The sequence below is a fragment of the Gallibacterium faecale genome, assembly GCF_027920745.1.
In the GTDB taxonomy this organism is placed as follows: Bacteria; Pseudomonadota; Gammaproteobacteria; order Enterobacterales; family Pasteurellaceae; genus Gallibacterium; species Gallibacterium faecale.
The window spans coordinates 20,663-37,665 of record NZ_JAQIBB010000047.1 but is presented as its reverse complement, the minus strand read 5'-3'; the positions used below and the strand labels follow the sequence as shown (position 1 = coordinate 37,665).

17 protein-coding genes are annotated in these 17,003 nt (G+C 37.0%); 7 read left to right on the top strand and 10 right to left on the bottom strand.

The annotated features are described in order from the left end of the window. Nucleotides 1–1,281, top strand: a 1,281-nt coding sequence (locus PF272_RS04385) for a TRAP transporter large permease (RefSeq protein ID WP_271141763.1), incomplete at its 5' end; no start/stop codon positions are given. A gap of 99 nt (nucleotides 1,282–1,380) precedes the next feature. After that, entirely contained in the window at nucleotides 1,381–1,737 is a 357-nt protein-coding gene (locus tag PF272_RS04380) for an MmcQ/YjbR family DNA-binding protein (RefSeq protein WP_271141762.1), read from the top strand. A gap of 101 nt (nucleotides 1,738–1,838) precedes the next feature. On the opposite strand, the gene PF272_RS04375 is transcribed toward PF272_RS04380, so the two are convergent. The 8 genes from PF272_RS04375 to yjgA all read right to left on the bottom strand — a co-directional run bounded on the left by PF272_RS04375 (nucleotide 1,839) and on the right by yjgA (nucleotide 9,306). Then, a complete protein-coding gene (locus tag PF272_RS04375) occupies nucleotides 1,839–2,456 on the bottom strand; it encodes a YfgM family protein (RefSeq protein WP_271141761.1) in 618 nt (205 codons plus the stop codon). Between the two features lie 11 nt (nucleotides 2,457–2,467). Further along, nucleotides 2,468–3,751, bottom strand: a complete 1,284-nt coding sequence (gene hisS, locus PF272_RS04370; RefSeq protein ID WP_271141760.1) for a histidine--tRNA ligase — start codon at nucleotides 3,749–3,751, stop codon at nucleotides 2,468–2,470. A 26-nt stretch (nucleotides 3,752–3,777) separates the two neighbouring features. Next, nucleotides 3,778–4,893 (bottom strand): flavodoxin-dependent (E)-4-hydroxy-3-methylbut-2-enyl-diphosphate synthase, encoded by a 1,116-nt coding sequence (gene ispG, locus PF272_RS04365; RefSeq protein ID WP_271141759.1) that lies wholly within the window; start codon nucleotides 4,891–4,893, stop codon nucleotides 3,778–3,780. A gap of 30 nt (nucleotides 4,894–4,923) precedes the next feature. After that, nucleotides 4,924–5,958, bottom strand: coding sequence for a RodZ domain-containing protein (locus PF272_RS04360; RefSeq protein WP_271141758.1), 1,035 nt, complete (start codon nucleotides 5,956–5,958; stop codon nucleotides 4,924–4,926). A 139-nt stretch (nucleotides 5,959–6,097) separates the two neighbouring features. Continuing rightward, on the bottom strand, nucleotides 6,098–6,661 hold the full coding sequence (gene pilW, locus PF272_RS04355; RefSeq protein WP_271141757.1) for a type IV pilus biogenesis/stability protein PilW: 564 nt from the start codon (nucleotides 6,659–6,661) through the stop codon (nucleotides 6,098–6,100). 21 nt (nucleotides 6,662–6,682) lie between these two features. Continuing rightward, nucleotides 6,683–7,798, bottom strand: a complete 1,116-nt coding sequence (gene rlmN, locus PF272_RS04350) for a dual-specificity RNA methyltransferase RlmN (protein ID WP_271141766.1) — start codon at nucleotides 7,796–7,798, stop codon at nucleotides 6,683–6,685. 231 nt (nucleotides 7,799–8,029) lie between these two features. Next, complete coding sequence (sodA, locus tag PF272_RS04345; protein WP_271141756.1) at nucleotides 8,030–8,659, bottom strand: superoxide dismutase [Mn]; 630 nt, start codon at nucleotides 8,657–8,659, stop codon at nucleotides 8,030–8,032. 116 nt (nucleotides 8,660–8,775) lie between these two features. Beyond that, a complete protein-coding gene (yjgA, locus tag PF272_RS04340; RefSeq protein WP_065234903.1) occupies nucleotides 8,776–9,306 on the bottom strand; it encodes a ribosome biogenesis factor YjgA in 531 nt (176 codons plus the stop codon). 114 nt (nucleotides 9,307–9,420) lie between these two features. Between yjgA and pmbA the strand changes: the two genes are divergently transcribed. The 5 genes from pmbA (at nucleotide 9,421) to tilS (ending at nucleotide 15,197) form a co-directional block, all read left to right on the top strand. After that, a complete protein-coding gene (gene pmbA, locus PF272_RS04335) occupies nucleotides 9,421–10,770 on the top strand; it encodes a metalloprotease PmbA (RefSeq protein WP_271141755.1) in 1,350 nt (449 codons plus the stop codon). Between the two features lie 267 nt (nucleotides 10,771–11,037). Beyond that, nucleotides 11,038–11,982, top strand: a complete 945-nt coding sequence (locus PF272_RS04330; RefSeq protein ID WP_271141754.1) for a bile acid:sodium symporter family protein — start codon at nucleotides 11,038–11,040, stop codon at nucleotides 11,980–11,982. An 86-nt stretch (nucleotides 11,983–12,068) separates the two neighbouring features. Continuing rightward, the gene (gene accA, locus PF272_RS04325) at nucleotides 12,069–13,022 is read left to right on the top strand and encodes an acetyl-CoA carboxylase carboxyl transferase subunit alpha (RefSeq protein ID WP_271141753.1); all 954 of its coding nucleotides are present in this window, start codon (nucleotides 12,069–12,071) and stop codon (nucleotides 13,020–13,022) included. A 13-nt stretch (nucleotides 13,023–13,035) separates the two neighbouring features. After that, nucleotides 13,036–13,899, top strand: a complete 864-nt coding sequence (pdxY, locus tag PF272_RS04320) for a pyridoxal kinase PdxY (protein ID WP_271141752.1) — start codon at nucleotides 13,036–13,038, stop codon at nucleotides 13,897–13,899. Then, nucleotides 13,899–15,197: a tRNA lysidine(34) synthetase TilS gene (gene tilS / locus PF272_RS04315; protein WP_413789421.1), complete on the top strand. Its 1,299-nt coding sequence runs from the start codon at nucleotides 13,899–13,901 to the stop codon at nucleotides 15,195–15,197. Before pdxY ends, tilS begins: the two co-directional genes overlap by 1 nt. Nucleotides 15,198–15,203: 6 nt before the next feature. Here tilS and purN read toward each other — a convergent pair whose 3' ends face one another. Both purN and purM read right to left on the bottom strand, forming a co-directional pair. Beyond that, nucleotides 15,204–15,854 carry a phosphoribosylglycinamide formyltransferase gene (gene purN / locus PF272_RS04310; RefSeq protein ID WP_271141751.1) on the bottom strand — a complete coding sequence of 217 codons (651 nt, stop codon included), beginning with the start codon at nucleotides 15,852–15,854 and terminating at the stop codon, nucleotides 15,204–15,206. After that, the gene (purM, locus tag PF272_RS04305; RefSeq protein WP_271141750.1) at nucleotides 15,854–16,894 is read right to left on the bottom strand and encodes a phosphoribosylformylglycinamidine cyclo-ligase; all 1,041 of its coding nucleotides are present in this window, start codon (nucleotides 16,892–16,894) and stop codon (nucleotides 15,854–15,856) included. Before purM ends, purN begins: the two co-directional genes overlap by 1 nt. Nucleotides 16,895–17,003 lie beyond the last annotated feature (109 nt).

The window sequence follows — 17,003 nt, the reverse complement described above, 5'->3', positions numbered from 1 at the left end:
TTCTTGGTTATGTGCTTTTTATTGGTAACTGGGGTACCGCTTGCATTTTTAACCGGATTAATTGCGACATTATTAGCGGTTGGTTGGTTCTCTCCTGATGTATTACCAATGGTAGTAAATCGCGTTTATGGATTTATGACAAGTTACTCATTACTTGCAGTACCAATGTTTGTGCTAATGGCATCGCTATTAGACAAAACGGGTATTGCCAAAGATCTGTATAACGCAATGTGGCTAACTACTCGTAAATTCAGAACTGGCGTAGCATTACAAACTGTCTTAATTGGGGTTTTCTTGGCAACAATGTCAGGGATTATTGGTGGCGAAACAGTATTATTAGGCTTGTTAGCTTTACCGCAAATGTTGCGTCTAGGTTATGACAAAAAACTTGCAATTGGTACAGTAGTGTCGTCAGGTGCTTTAGGAACAATGGTACCACCAAGTATTGTATTAATTATTTACGGTTTAGTTGCCTCTGTATCAATTGGTGATCTTTTTACCGCAAGTTTCGTCCCGGCATTTTTATTAGCGGCAATGTACATCTTGTATATTGTGATTCGTGGACGTTTAAATCCTCGTTTATTGCCTGATATTCCAGAAGAAGAACGTAATGCGCCAATTTCAAAAGCTGAAAGACGTAAAGCACGCATTGATATCGCTTTACCAGCAATGATTGCATTAATTGTTTTAGGTAGTATTTATGGTGGGATTGCATCAGTAACTGAAGCTGCTGCGGTAGGGGTAATTGCTGTTATGGCAGTGTCTATTTACCGTAAAGAGTTAAATTTAAAAGTCATGAAAGAAGCTTCTTATACCACCATGCAAACTTGTGGAATGATTATGTGGATCGGGATTGGTGCATATATTCTTGTTGGTATCTATAATCTGGTTGGTGGCAATAAGTTTGTTGAATCTATGCTAGTAAGTTCAGGATTACCACCAATTGGTATCATTTTAATTATGATGTTAATTTTATTGGTACTTGGTCTATTCCTTGACTGGATTGGAATTGCAATGTTGACGATGCCGATTTTCGTACCGATTGTACAAAATTTAGGTTATGACCCGATTTGGTTTGGTGTTTTATTCTGTGTCAATATGCAAGTATCATTCTTATCTCCTCCATTTGGTCCTGCCGCTTTCTATTTACATAGTGTGGCGCCGAAAAGTATTGAGTTAGTTGATATTTTTAAATCGGTGTTACCATTCATTGGTATTCAGATTCTTTTACTTGCGTTATTACTGACTTTCCCTGAAATTGTTTTATTTACCATTAAATAATAAAAATAGAAAGAGCTGTCGAAAGACGGCTCTTTCGCTTCTATCAATTTTAGTTCTATACTAGAGGCCTGTTTCATTTAATCTAGCCTATTGTTCAAAATGTTGAATCAAACCTTATTTTTTGAATATCTCCAAGACCGTTACCAAGTTAAACCTGAATATATTTTTGCTAAACATCCAGATTATGCGGTATTTCGTCATCCTTTAAGTCAGAAATGGTTCGGTTTGTTTATGCAAATACCGGGAACAAAGTTAGGTTTACAAACCACCGCATTAAAACCAGTTTTAAATTTAAAACTCGATCCTGAATTTATTGATGTGTTAAGACAACAAACGGGTTATTACCCCGCGTATCATATGAATAAACAACATTGGATCAGTATTGATTTAGACCAAGTAGCTGATTTGTCAGAAATTGTACCGTTAATTGAAGATAGCTATTTATTAACACGTTAGTTTGGATTTGTATTATTTAAAGCGGTTAAGGTTGGCTAGTGATAATTGAAAGGTTTTTAGCCCTTCTTTATTGAAGAAGGGCTATAAAATATAAAGAGATGCTATAAATTATTTAATTGTACTTGTAACCATTGCGCTTCTAATGGATTAGCGGTAGTTAAAGCGGTTTCAAATGCTTTTTTTGCTTCCTCTTTTTTACCCATTGCGTAATAGATTTCACCTAATAACATAGACTTGCGTCCTTGCCATGCTTGTTCAGAAACCTTATTTAAGGTAGCGATTGCACTATCAAATTGTTTAAGTTGAGTTTGTACATTCGCAAGGCGTAATGAAATTAGTGAAGACAAAGCAGCATCTTTAGTGTTATTTAATGCTTGGCTTAATGTTGCTGCTGCTTTTTCCCACTGTTTTGCATCGACTAAACTTTTGGCTTTATCTAAAAGTAAGAAAGTTGCATAAATATTATCTGGATTTTCTTGGATAAATTGGGTTAATTGTGGATTATCAGCAGTTGGGTTTGCCTCAGTAGCTGCAAGAATTTGACTAAAATTTGCAGAAGATTGATGCACCTTGGTTAATTGATAACTTTGCCAATAACGCCAGCCAAATACACCAGCAATAGCAAGGATTACAGCAAGGATAATGACCTTACCATTTTCTTTCCACCACTGTTTGATCTCATCGATCTGTAGTTGTTCATCACTTGTTGTATAAGCCACAATGTTTCTCCTTAACGAGATTGATAGAATGGGGTTAAATAATTAATCATCTCACTCATTGGTAAAGTAATTTGTTCAGCACCGCTGAGAAGATCTTTAATCACGATTTGTTGTTGTACAATTTCATCTTCACCAAGAATAATGGCAAATTTTGCACCCGCTTTATCAGCACGTTTAAATTGTTTTTTGAAATTACCGCCACTGCAATGTAGTAAAACTTTCGTCTGTGGTAATTGATTCCGAATTTGTTCAGCGATTTGTAATGCTGGCAATGTCGTATTTTCGCCTTGATGAATAATGTAAATATCAACATTTGGGTTGATTGGTAAGTCAGTAACAACTTCTTGAATCAATAATACTAAACGTTCTAAGCCCATCGCAAAACCAACAGCTGGAGTTGCGTGACCACCAAGTTGTTCGACTAATCCATCATAACGACCACCACCGCAAACAGTGCCTTGCGCACCGAGTGCTGTGGTAACCCATTCAAATACAGTTTTATTGTAATAATCTAAACCACGGACGAGTTTTTGATTAATTTCATAAGTAATACCGTATTGATCAAGAATGTTGCATAACATTTGAAAATGTTCACGAGAATCCTCATCAAGATAATCATGTAGTTTTGGTGCATTATTTAACACGTTTTGAACTTTAGCGTCTTTACTATCTAAGATGCGTAATGGATTAGTGCTTAAACGGCGTTTACTATCTTCATCTAACGCATCAAAATGACCTTGTAAATAATCGACCAAGGCAGCACGATAATTTTTTCGAGCCTCTAATGAACCGATTGAATTTAATTGTAATGTGACATGATCCGCAATGCCTAAATCTTGCCAAAGTTTTGCCGTCATAATAATTAATTCAGCATCAATTAACGGATTCGCAATACCAAATACTTCTACACCAAATTGGTGGAACTGACGATAGCGACCTTTTTGTGGACGTTCATAGCGGAACATTGGTCCGATATACCATAAACGTTGTTCTTGGTTATACAGTAAACCATGTTCAATACCCGCACGCACACAACCTGCTGTTCCTTCTGGACGTAAAGTAAGGCTTTCTTCATCACGATCGTTGAAAGTAAACATCTCTTTCTCAACAACATCGGTTACTTCGCCAATTGCACGAGCAAAAAGAGGAGTGGATTCAACAATGGGCATACGGATTTCACTGTAGCCATAACTGTTTAAACGGTGTTTAACTTTATTTTCTACCCATTGCCATAGCGGTGTATCGCTAGGCAAATAATCATTCATTCCTCGAATAGCTTGAATTATTTTTGCCACGTTAAATTCCTATGTTTAATACTTAATTAAATTTGTTCGATTTTAATTTGATTCTTTGGATCTAAAGCACTGACTCTGGCACGAATTTGTGCTTCTAATTGATCGATAATTTGTTCATTATCAAAACGTTCTTTTTGACGTTCGCCAGAAATATAGAAACCGCTTTTCTTATTTCCACCAGTGACGCCAATATCAGACACTAGCGCTTCACCCGGGCCATTTACGACACAACCAATAATTGATACATCCATTGGTGTGGTAATATCTTCTAAACGCTGTTCTAAGGCATTGACTGTTGCAATGACATCGAACTCTTGACGAGAACAAGTTGGACAAGCGATGAAGTTAATTCCACGAGAACGAATACGCAATGATTTTAGAATATCAAAACCAACCTTGATTTCTTCTACTGGATCGGCTGCAAGCGAAACACGTAAAGTATCACCAATCCCTTCTGCAAGCAACATACCAAGACCAATCGCACTTTTTACTGAACCTGATCTTGCCCCGCCTGCTTCAGTAATACCGAGGTGAAGTGGTTGTTCAATTTGTTTAGCCAGTAAACGGTAAGATTCGACAGCGAGAAAGACATCTGACGCTTTTACGCTTACTTTAAATTGGTGAAAGTTAAGACGATCTAAAATATCCACATGACGTAATGCAGACTCTAATAGTGCTTCTGGTGTAGGTTCACCATATTTTTCTTGTAAATCACGTTCTAATGAACCGGCGTTTACCCCAATACGGATAGGGATATTTTTATCTCTTGCGCAATCGACTACTGCACGAATACGGTCTTCACGGCCAATATTACCTGGGTTGATCCGTAAGCAATCTACGCCATATTCAGCCACTTTTAAAGCAATACGGTAATCAAAATGGATATCCGCAACCAAAGGCACCTTTACTTGTTGTTTAATTAATTTAAACGCTTCCGCTGCATCCATTGTTGGTACGGAAACACGTACAATATCTGCACCAACACGCTCTAATGCTTTAATTTGTGCAACAGTGGCTTCTACATCAGTAGTCCGGGTGTTAGTCATAGATTGAACGGCAATTGGCGCACCATCACCAATAGGTACATTGCCAACATAAATACGAGTCGATTTTCTACGTTGAATAGGTGATTGTTTTACCATAGTTTAAATTCTTATTGTTGATTGAGTTAATTATTGTTGTGCTGGTAATGTTAATTTCGCAACACGACCATCAATTTTTAGCGGTACATCTTGTCCTTGATAAGTAATTTTGACATTTTGTGGTGCACCAATAATGAGTGAATAAGGTGGTTCACCAGTAAGATCGAGGATTTCACCTTGACGATATTCACGTTCGGCCAAGGTTTTACGGTTTGCATCTTTTACACTTAGCCAACAATTTTCACCAGTGATTTCAATTTTTAAATTGTTAGGGATCACATCAGTTGCTGGTGTAGCTGTTTGGTTATTTTGATTTGTGGTAGTTGCTGCACCATCAATTTTATTCATTTCTGTGGTTAAGGCTTCTGTTGATGTATTTGGATAAGTAATATTATTTGCTTGATTATTTTTTTCTGGTTCAGTCGTTGCTGTAGGTTGTGCTGTTGTACCGGTATCAGAGGTAATTTGTTCTACAACGGCATTATTTTGTTGTTCAGCTGTGTTATCTGCTGCAGCTTGTGCTTGAGCTGTATTATTTGCAGTTGGATCAGCCGTGACTAATGTGTCTGTTGCTGGTGCAGGGGCAGATGTTTGATTAGTTGAAGCTGTTTCAGAAGTGGTGTGTTCTTCAACAAACGTTTCTCGTTCACTTGTAGAACGTTGATGATCCTGCCACCACCATAATACTGTCATACCAATGATAATGATTAATACAATCCAACTTAATGGACGTAACCAATGATGATGAGATACATAGCGATTAACAGAATTTTTGGTACGATGATTTTTATTTAAATCATTTTTCACTTCTTCGCCAAAAGCAGTTTGCGTTTGGATTAATTCAGCGGGCAATTTCAAAAATTTTAAATAACTACGTAAATAGCCACGTGCGAAAGTCGCTGGAATATGAGAAATAATAAAATCGTTATTTTCAAATTGTTGTAAAACAGAAATTTTAAGATTGGTTTTTTCTGCAGCGTCTTCGAGGCTTAAGCCAAGTTTCTCACGCGCATTACGTAATTGCTGTCCTAAATTTACGTCATTAGAAAGTTGTTCTTGATCCATAATAAAAACTAATTTTGGTTAAAAGAAATAATTGGGCTGACAATCATCATAAGTTGTCAGCCATTTGTTAAAGATTTGGCTATTATACAGGAATGACTGACAAGAGTGGAACAGTTACAGCACATTGACAAGGGAATTCTTATGATTTTTTCATTCGTTGTTGTAAAGCTTCTGCTTTTTCTGGAGCGTATTTTTGTAACTGTGTTAAAGCCTGATTTAACTTTTGTTGATCTTGGGCGAGATAGGCACAAATAGCAATATTTTCGTAAGTATCGGCAAAATGATAATAGGCTTTACTTGCAAGCGCTTTGTCGAAAAGTTGAAAGGCAGGGGTAAATTGGCGTTGGCTACACAAATAGGTTGCATAATTATTTAAAACATCACCATTATCTGGAACTAGTTGAAGTGCTTTCTGATAATAATGTTCGGCTTGTTGGTTTTGTGCAGTATGTTGATAAAAATAGGCTAAACCAAGATAAGGTAAATAATCGTTTGGCGTGTGTTGTAATGCTTTATCAAGATTGGCTTTGGCTAATGCAATATTGCCTTGCGCTAAATAGGCTAAACCTAGTTCTACTCGGGTCTTTGCTGCAGCATTATTGCCACTGTTTTTTGTTTGTGGTGAATGAGAGCTACAAGCAAAAAGAGTAAAAAGTGAGAAAAATAGCAGAATAAATTTAATTAAAGATACGGTTTTCGACATATTTTCCTCACTTAATTGATTTTAAGATTGATTAATTGCAATAGCCTTCCCAAAAGCACGTTTCTGAGCCGTACGTTTAGTACGGTCAATCACATCACCAGCTAATTGTCCACAAGCAGCATCAATATCATCACCACGTGTTTTGCGGACAATAACAGTAAAACCATATTCCATTAATGTTTTTTGGAAACGGTCTATTCTTGAATTAGAACTTTTGTTGTAAGGTGCTTCTGGGAACGGATTCCATGGAATAAGGTTAATCTTGCAAGGTGTATTTTTTAACACTTTTGCTAATTGATGTGCGTGCTCAATTTCGTCATTTACATGATCTAACATCACATATTCAATCGTGACTTTGCCATGATTTGCATTAGAAATTTTTAAATATCGATTCACTGAATCGATTAACATTTGGATATTATATTTTTTATTTAAAGGTACGATTTCATCACGCAACTCATCATTTGGGGAGTGTAATGAAATAGCCAATGCAACATCAATCATCTCACCTAATTTATCCAACGCAGGTACAACACCGGATGTAGATAGGGTTACCCGACGTTTTGATAAACCATAGCCGAAATCATCAAGCATAATTTCCATTGCCGGAACAACATTACTTACATTAAGTAATGGTTCTCCCATTCCCATCATCACCACATTGGTAATTGGACGTACTTTAGTTTCACCAAAAGAACCAAGCACTTTAGACGCACGCCAAACTTGACCAATAATTTCAGATACAGTGAGGTTACGGTTAAAACCTTGTTGTGCTGTGGAACAGAAAGTACAGGCTAATGCACAACCAACTTGTGATGAAACACAAAGTGTTGCTCGATCAGCTTCTGGAATATAAACACTTTCAATTTGTTGATCACCAACTTGCATCGCCCATTTGATTGTGCCATCACTAGAACGTTGTTCTACGGCAATTTCAGGTGCTTTAATTTCTGCAACTTGTTTTAATTTTTCCCGTAACACTTTGTTAATGTTGGTCATATTATCGAAATTATCTTCACCATAGTGATAGATCCATTTCATAATTTGATCTGCGCGGAATGGCTTTTCGCCTAATGTTGCTAAGAAATTACGCATATCCTGACGAGTCAGGTTAAGTAAGTTGGTTTTTTCAGTCATTGACATAAATAAATCGCCTCGTTATTACACATTGTGGCTAGGTGTGCTTAAGTGTGGTGGTTACAAAAAGCACGAATTTTACTGATTTGTTGCGCGTTATGCTAGTAAATTTATTCGTTTATTTTGATATTTTGCGATGGTTTTGCGAATAAGATCGAAAAAATAAAAAATAGTAAATTTAATAGAGAAGAAAAAAGCCGCTAATAGCGGCTTTTCTAGGATTATTTTAAATTATTTTGCTAGGTGTTCTTCATAACGTTGGGCAACGAAATCCCAGTTTACAACATTCCAGAATTCTTTAATGTAGTCTGGACGACGGTTTTGGAATTTTAAGTAATAAGCGTGTTCCCAAACATCAAGACCAACAAGAGGGAAACCTTCACAACCAGCAACTTCTTTACCCATTAATGGATTATCTTGGTTAGCAGTTGAAACAACAGCTAATTTACCCTCTTTCACGATTAACCATGCCCAACCAGAACCGAAACGAGTTGCAGCTGCTTTTTCAAATTCTGCTTTAAATGCATCAACAGAACCGAAATCACGTTCGATAGCTTCTTTTAATTTACCTTGTAAAGTAGTGCCTTTTTTCAATGATTTCCAGAAAAGAGAGTGGTTGAAGTGACCACCTGCATTGTTACGTAATGCAGTAAATTTTTCTGCTGGTACTTTATCTAAGTTAGAAGAAAGTTGACCTGGGCACATATCTTGTAATTCTTGAGATAAACCTTCTAATGCCGCATTTGCATTGTTAACATATGCTTGGTGATGTTTGCTATGGTGGATTTCCATAGTTAATGCATCAAAATGTGGTTCTAAAGCGTCATAAGCGTAACCTAACTCAGGTAATTTAAAAGCCATAATTTCATCCTCTTTTGTTAAATAATGTTAATAAACGGTGTCATATAAGTATGAAAACGGCAAAAATTTTAACAAAATTTTTGAAAGAAAACACCTTTATTTTTGATAACAAAAACCTATACATCCAAAATATGTTCTTTAAGGTATTGATATATCTCACGATATGCTTTTGGGGTAGTGTTGTTTTCTTTTTCTTTTAAAGCGTTGCGAATTAAAGCACGTAATTTTTGGCGTTCCAGTGTTGGATAATCTTGTAATAGTTCGCTAATTGTTTCATCACCATTAGTTAATAAAGCTTCACGATATGCTTCAATTCTATGTAATAAAATTTGTTGCTGATTATGTTTATTTTCAATTTTATCTAATGCGGCCTGAATAGGTTCAACATCACGTTGACGTAATAATTTACCTATATATTGAATTTGACGACGATAACTTTCACGTGACAGGCGTCTAGCTAACATAATCGCATCTGATAATTGATCATCTAATGGAAGTTGAGCTAAAGCATTTTCTGGAAGATCAACAATTTTTTGTCCTAGCTGTTTTAACATTTCTGCATCACGTTTAATTTCACTTTTACTGACCCAGATGATCTCCTCTTCATCTTCTTCTTGCCACTCTAATTCTTTGTTTTTATGTCTCATAACAGTTTCCTATATCGTAATAACATGAAATATGGTCGCACATTCTAGCAGAAGATCCGCTATTTTTTATATAATCCTTTCCTATTGGTTAAATGTGCGAAAGAGAGATGTAATATGACACAACAGAACAAACGTAATTTTATTGACCAGCAACAACAATTATGTGATGCAGTTGAATATGCTTTATCACTAGCTGAAAAAGCAGGGGCAACGGCAGAAGTAGGAATGACCAAAGTAACTGGTTTAAGCGTTTCTACTCGATTAAAAGAAATTGAAAATTTAGAATTTAATAATGATGGTGCATTGGGGATTTCTGTTTATGTTGGAAGTAAAAAGGGGAATGCCTCGACCTCCGATTTAAGTTCAGAAGCGATTAAACGAACTGTCGAATCAGCGTTGTCGATTGCAAAATATACATCAGAAGATCCTTGTACCGACTTAGCTCCGAAAGAATTAATGGAGTTTAATCCACCCGATTTACAACTCTATCACCATGCGGATATTTCTGTTGATCAAGCTGTGGAACTTGCATTAACCGCAGAAACTGCTGCATTAGATTATGATAAGAGAATTGTGAATAGTGATGGCGCCAGTTTTAATTCCAGTGAAGGAATCCGAGTATATGGTAATACCCATGGTGTATTGAATAGCTATTTATCGTCACGTTATTCTCTTTCATGTAGCGTAATTGCTGAGCAAGAACAGGCTTTAGAACGTGATTATGAATATACGATTTCAAGAAAGTTTACTGATTTACAGTCAGCGACTTGGGTGGGAAAAACGTGTGCAGAAAAGGTAATTGCACGCTTAAAGCCACAAAAATTAAGCACGTTACAAGTCCCAGTGATTTTTTTAAATGATGTAGCAACAGGGATTATAGGTCATCTTGCTTCAGCAATTAGTGGTGGTGCGCTTTACCGTAAATCATCATTTTTATTAGATCAATTAGGGCAACAAATTTTACCTTCTTGGTTCCAAATTAGTGAACGTCCTCATTTATTGGCTCAATTAGCTTCTACACCGTTTGATAGTGAAGGGGTAAAAACTCGTGATCAAGAGATAATTGTTGATGGAGTGTTACAGACCTATCTTTTGACGTCATATAGTGCAAAAAAATTAGGAATGCAAACAACGGGACATGCGGGTGGTATCCATAATTGGTTGGTGAAACCAAATCATACAGGTGGTTTATCTGCTTTATTAAAACAGATGGGGACAGGGTTATTAGTGACCGAATTAATGGGGCAAGGTGTAAATTTAGTGACCGGCGATTACTCTCGCGGTGCGGCAGGTTTCTGGGTAGAAAATGGTGAGATTCAATACCCAGTAGCAGAAATTACGATTGCTGGTAGCTTGCCAACGATGTTGCAACAAATTGTAGCAGTGGGCGATGATGTTGAACAACGTTCTAATATCCGTACTGGCTCTATCTTAATTGAGAGTATGAAAGTATCGGGAGAATAAATTTTTTATAAATGAGAATAGTTCTTATTGACATAAAGAAATAATCTGCTACTATTCAACACAGGTCGGCATATGAGTGAGTGTGCAGTCCGAGTAGTAGAGTAGAAAGTAAATTTGCAGTAATAGATAGGGCGAGGAAGGGATTCCTCGCCTTTTCTTTTTTCTAAAAAAATCGATAAACTGATTGAAAATTTTCAATAAAGCGGTAAATTCTTAGACCTTTTACTCATCAAACAATAAATTTATTAAGATCTAAGGATAAAAAATATGCAAACGTTACAAAAAATAAGCGCCTTTGCAGGCAAAACATTTTCAATCTGGGTATTGCTTTTCGGATTCCTAGCTTTTGAGTTTCCAAGCTATTTTGCTGGATTTGTTGGGTATGTGCCGTATTTATTAGGTATTGTGATGTTCGGGATGGGAATTACACTAAAGGTGCAAGATTTTAGTGAAATTATCAGACATCCTAAAGCTGTGTTTATTGGGGTTATTGCTCAATTTATCGTGATGCCGGGAATTGCCTATGCATTAGCAAAAGGGTTTAATTTGCCACCAGATTTAGCCGTAGGCGTAATTTTGGTTGGTGCTTGTCCAGGCGGAACTTCATCAAACGTTATGACCTATCTAGCGAAAGGAAATACTGCATTATCTGTTGCTTGTACTTCTGTTTCTACTTTACTTGCACCATTCTTAACACCAGCTGTGTTCTATCTGTTGGCAAGTCAATGGTTAGATATTGATGCATATGCGATGTTTATTTCTGTATTAAAAATTGTCTTATTCCCTGTATTCTTAGGGGTTGCAGCTAGAGCACTATTAACTAAACAAATGGTACAATTAGGAACTTGTACACCATTAGTATCAGTAATTGCAATCGTGTTAATTTTAGCGGCAGTGGTTGCGGTCAGTAAGGATAAAATTATCGAATCTGGGTTATTTATTTTTATTGTTGTTGTATTACATAATGGCTTGGGATATTTATTCGGTTTTTTAGTAGCAAAACTATTCAAATTAAATTTAGCAGATAGCAAAGCAATTGCGATTGAGGTTGGGATGCAAAATTCCGGCTTAGGTGCAGCGCTAGCGACAGCTTATTTTAATCCGATTGCAGCGGTACCAAGTGCAGTATTTAGTTTCTGGCATAATATTTCAGGACCAATTATTGCAACATTCTTTGCTTCTATGGATAGTAAAGATAAGTTACAAAAATAGAAAAACACTGCAATTCAGTAAAAAAAAGCATAGAATAAGCGACATTATTTTGTCGCTTATTCCATTAACAAGAAAAAAGGAACAATATGAATCAAGATTTTTTAGATTTTGAATTACCGATTGCCGAACTTGAGGCAAAAATTGACTCGCTGCGAGCGGTATCTGAACAAGATGATAAAATCAATCTTGACGAAGAAATTGCACGATTAAAGAAAAAAAGTGAAGAGCTAACGAAAAAAACGTTTGCAGATTTGACTGCATGGCAAGTATCACAAATGGCTCGTCATCCACAGCGCCCATATACTCTTGATTATATTCAACATATTTTTACTGAATTTGAAGAGCTTGCTGGTGATCGTGCGTTTGCTGATGATAAAGCGATTATTGGTGGTATCGCGCGTTTAGATGAGCGTCCAGTGATGGTAATTGGTCATCAAAAAGGGCGTTCTGTTAAAGAGAAAGTAATGCGTAATTTTGGTATGCCAGCGCCAGAAGGTTATCGTAAAGCGTTACGTTTAATGCAAATGGCAGAACGTTTTAAGATGCCAATTATTACTTTTATTGATACACCGGGAGCATATCCGGGCGTTGGTGCGGAAGAGCGTGGACAATCAGAAGCGATTGCACGTAATTTACGTGAAATGTCCACATTACAAGTACCAATTATTTGTACTGTGATTGGTGAAGGCGGTTCTGGTGGCGCATTAGCTATTGGTGTGGGCGATAAAGTGAATATGTTGCAATACAGTACTTATTCAGTAATTTCACCAGAAGGGTGCGCATCTATTTTGTGGAAGAAAGCAGATAAAGCTTCTACCGCAGCAGAAGTGATGGGACTCACAGCGGATCGTCTAAAAAAATTATCATTAATTGATAGTATTGTTGAAGAGCCGTTAGGTGGTGCACATCGCAATGTTGAACAGATGGCAGAAAATTTAAAAACACAAATTAAAACAGATCTAGAAGAATTAGCACTATTAGGACAGGAAGAACTTTTAGATCGCCGTTATCAAAGATTGATGAGTTACGGTTATTGCTAATTAAGGAAATGTGATGAAAAACGTTTTATCAATACAATCTCATGTTGTATATGGTTATGCGGGTAATAAAGCAGCAGTATTACCGATGCAATTACTTGGGGTTGATGCATGGGCGTTAAATACCGTGCAATTTTCTAATCATACTCAATATCAACGTTGGAAAGGAATGGTAATTCCTAAAGAACAAATTGCAGAAATTACGCAAGGTATTGCAGACATTGGTGCCTTATCTGAATGTGATGCTGTGTTATCAGGTTATATTGGTGCAGCAGAACAAGGACAAGAAATTTTAAATACAGTAAATGCAGTAAAAAAAGCAAATCCAAATGCAATTTATTTTTGCGACCCGGTAATGGGGCATCCAGATAAAGGCTGTGTTGTAGCACCAGGTGTTGCCGAGTTTTTAGTAAGAGATGCAATGAGCCAAGCAGATATTATTGCACCAAACTTAGTGGAGTTGCGCGAATTAAGTGGATTAACTGTTGAGAATTTTTCGCAAGCACTAACTGCGATTGAAGCAATTCTAGCGAAAGGCCCGAAGAAAGTCTTAGTAAAACATTTAAGCCGAGTAGGGCAAGATCCAAGCAAATTTGAGATGGTATTAGCGACTCAACAAGGTATGTGGCACGTTAGTCGTCCTTTGCATGAATTTGTTGGTCGTGATCCGGTTGGTGTGGGTGATATGACAAGTGCTATTTTCTTAGCAAATTTACTAAATGGTAAAACAGATATTGAAGCATTTGAACATACCGCCAATGCTGTGAATGATGTGATGACAGTGACTAAAGAGTCGCAAAAATATGAGTTACAGATCATTGCTGCACGGAATTATATTGTGAATCCAATTAGTCAATATCAAGCGGTGAAAATTGCTTAATGATGAATCTATTGATCAGTGAATTAAGTAAACAAATTGAAGAAAACGCCTTGCAGGACAAGGCGTTTTTAATTGGTTTTAGTGGTGGTGTAGATTCAACAGCGTTATTGCATCTCTTTGTGCAATTACAAAAACGTTATCATTTCCCATTACGTGCGATTCATATTCACCATGGCTTAAGTCAAAATGCTGATCAATGGTTATCTCATTGCCAACAAGTTTGTAGTCAATTAGACGTTCCTTTTTCGGCTCAGAAAGTTCAGCTGGTTACAGCAACAAATATTGAAGCAGAAGCTCGAATTGCCCGCTATCAGGCAATTCGAGAGATATTGCAGCCTAATGAAATCCTGGTTACCGCGCATCATTTAGATGATCAATGTGAAACCTTTTTTTTGGCATTAAAGCGTGGCAGTGGGGTAAAAGGTTTGGCAGCGATGCCAGTAAGATCACAGCTATTTAGCGTTCCTGTTTTTCGACCATTACTAACTATTACACGTTCGCAATTAGAGCAATATATTACTGAACAGCAATTAGTCACTATTTTTGATGAAAGTAACGATGATGTGCGCTATGAACGAAATTTTTTACGCCGAGATGTATTGCCCTTATTGAAACAACGTTGGCAACATTTTGATCGAGCAGTTGCACGTTCTGCTCAATTATGCGCAGAACAAGAGCAGTTGTTACAAGAATTATTAACACCGATTTTTTTAACCCATCTGGAAGCAGATAACAGCTTTAATTTAGATAACTTTGCGACTTATTCTATAATTAAACGGCGACAATTATTGCGCTTTTGGTTTGCACATTTACAGCAACCGATGCCAAGCCAGAAACAGATGGAAACCTTATTAAATGAAGTGGTTTTAGCACAAGTAGATCGCCAGCCAGAATTGCAATTAAATAATTGTATGGTACGGCGTTTTCAGCAACATTTATACTTGACGCCGATATATCAAGATTTGCGATCTTGTATTTTACCGATAACTCCAGGAGAAACGATTTTATTGCCAGATGGATTAGGTGAATTACATTGCCGTCAAACCGGACAAATGTTGGTATTTGAGTGGCAACAACATCAATTACAAATTCCTTTACCGCAGCAAGGGCAACAGATAACAATCCGTTTTCATTATTCTAAGAAAGTGAAAATTGCAGCTAATCAGCCTCATAAAGATATTAAAAAAGTATGGCAAAATTTGCAGATACCTGTTTGGCAACGCACACGAATTCCGTTCGTTTTTGTGGATGAGTGCTGTTGTGGGGCAATCGGCTATTTTGTGAATTATGCAGAATAATGGAAATTATTCTGCATCAGATAAGCTTTTAACAATCGGGTTCAATAGCGGTTGGTTATCAAAATAAGCCTGATCACGGAAAACTAAACGCTGTTCAACAAACCAATTAATCACTTGTGGATAATAGCGTTGTTCATAAAACTTTACTCGTGCGGATAAACTGTCTTCTGTATCATCAGCGAGAATGGGTAATTTAAATTGAAACACTAATTGCCCACCGTCCATTTCTTCATTCACAAAATGTACGCTAAACCCGTGTTCAGTATCGTGATTTTCTAAGGCACGCTGATAGGTATGTAGCCCTGGATATTTAGGTAATAGTGAAGGGTGAGTATTGAGAATTTTTCCTGCAAATCGTTGGGTAAATTCTGCAGTGAGAATTTTCATATAACCAGCCAATATAATAAGATCAACCTGATACTGTTCTAATAGATCACCAATGGCTTTATCCATCTGCTGATTATCGGCAAAGTTTTTGCGTAAAAACGTATGGGTAGGAATATTGGCGTTTTTAGCTCGTTGCAGCCCATAAATATTCGCTTTATTACTGATAACAGTAACAATTTCTGCATTTAACTCACCAACGTTACAAGCGTTGATAATTGCTTGTAACGTTTGACCTTCACCTGAAATAAGAACTGCGATTTTTTTCTTCATTAGCGAATAACAACTTGTTTGGTTTCTTGAGGTTCAAGGTGTTCAATTTGACCGATAACCCATGCTTTTTCGCCTGTTTGTGCTAATAAGGCTAATGCGGTTTCTACATCTTCCTGTGGTAAGGCAATTACCATACCAACACCACAGTTAAAGGTGCGATACATTTCGTAGGTATCCACATTACCATTTTCTTGTAACCAACGGAAAACAGATGGCCATTGCCAACTATTTTCATTAATGACCGCACGCACATGATCAGGTAAGACACGAGGAATATTTTCCCAGAAACCGCCCCCGGTTAAATGTGCGATAGCATGAACATCAATATGTTTAATCAGTTGGAGAATGGATTTCACATAAATTTTAGTTGGAGCAAGTAGATGATCAGCTAATGGTTTACCATCAAGAAGTGTTTCTGCCGGAGAAACACCTGCTAATTCGATAATTTTACGAATTAATGAGTAACCATTAGAGTGTGGGCCAGATGAACCTAAGGCAATTAAGGTATCACCAACACGAACTGCACTGCCATCAATAATTTCATTTTTTTCAACTACACCAACACAGAAACCGGCTAAGTCATAATCATTAGCGTGGTACATTCCTGGCATTTCTGCAGTTTCACCGCCAATTAAGGCACAACCAGATTGCTCACAACCATCAGCAATTCCTTTAATCACATCACTTGCAACATCAACTTCTAACTTGCCTGTTGCATAATAATCTAAGAAGAAAAGCGGTTCTGCACCTTGTACGATTAAGTCATTAACACACATAGCCACTAAGTCAATACCGATAGTGTCATGCTTATGTAGGTCAATCGCTAAACGAAGTTTTGTACCAACACCATCAGTACCTGATACCAGAATAGGCTCTTTATATTTGGTTGGAATAGCGCATAATGCACCAAACCCACCAAGTCCACCAATCACTTCGGCACGACGAGTACGTTTTACGTGAGGTTTAATTCGATCAACTAATTCATTGCCTGCATTAATATCAACGCCAGCATCTTTATAACTTAATGTTTGTTTGTCCACATTTGCTCCTTAGCGGGTTTCACAACGATTATCGGGCGCTGATTGTACACGATTACACAATCGTTTGCGATATGAAACAGGGATAAATACCAGAAATATTTTGTTTTAG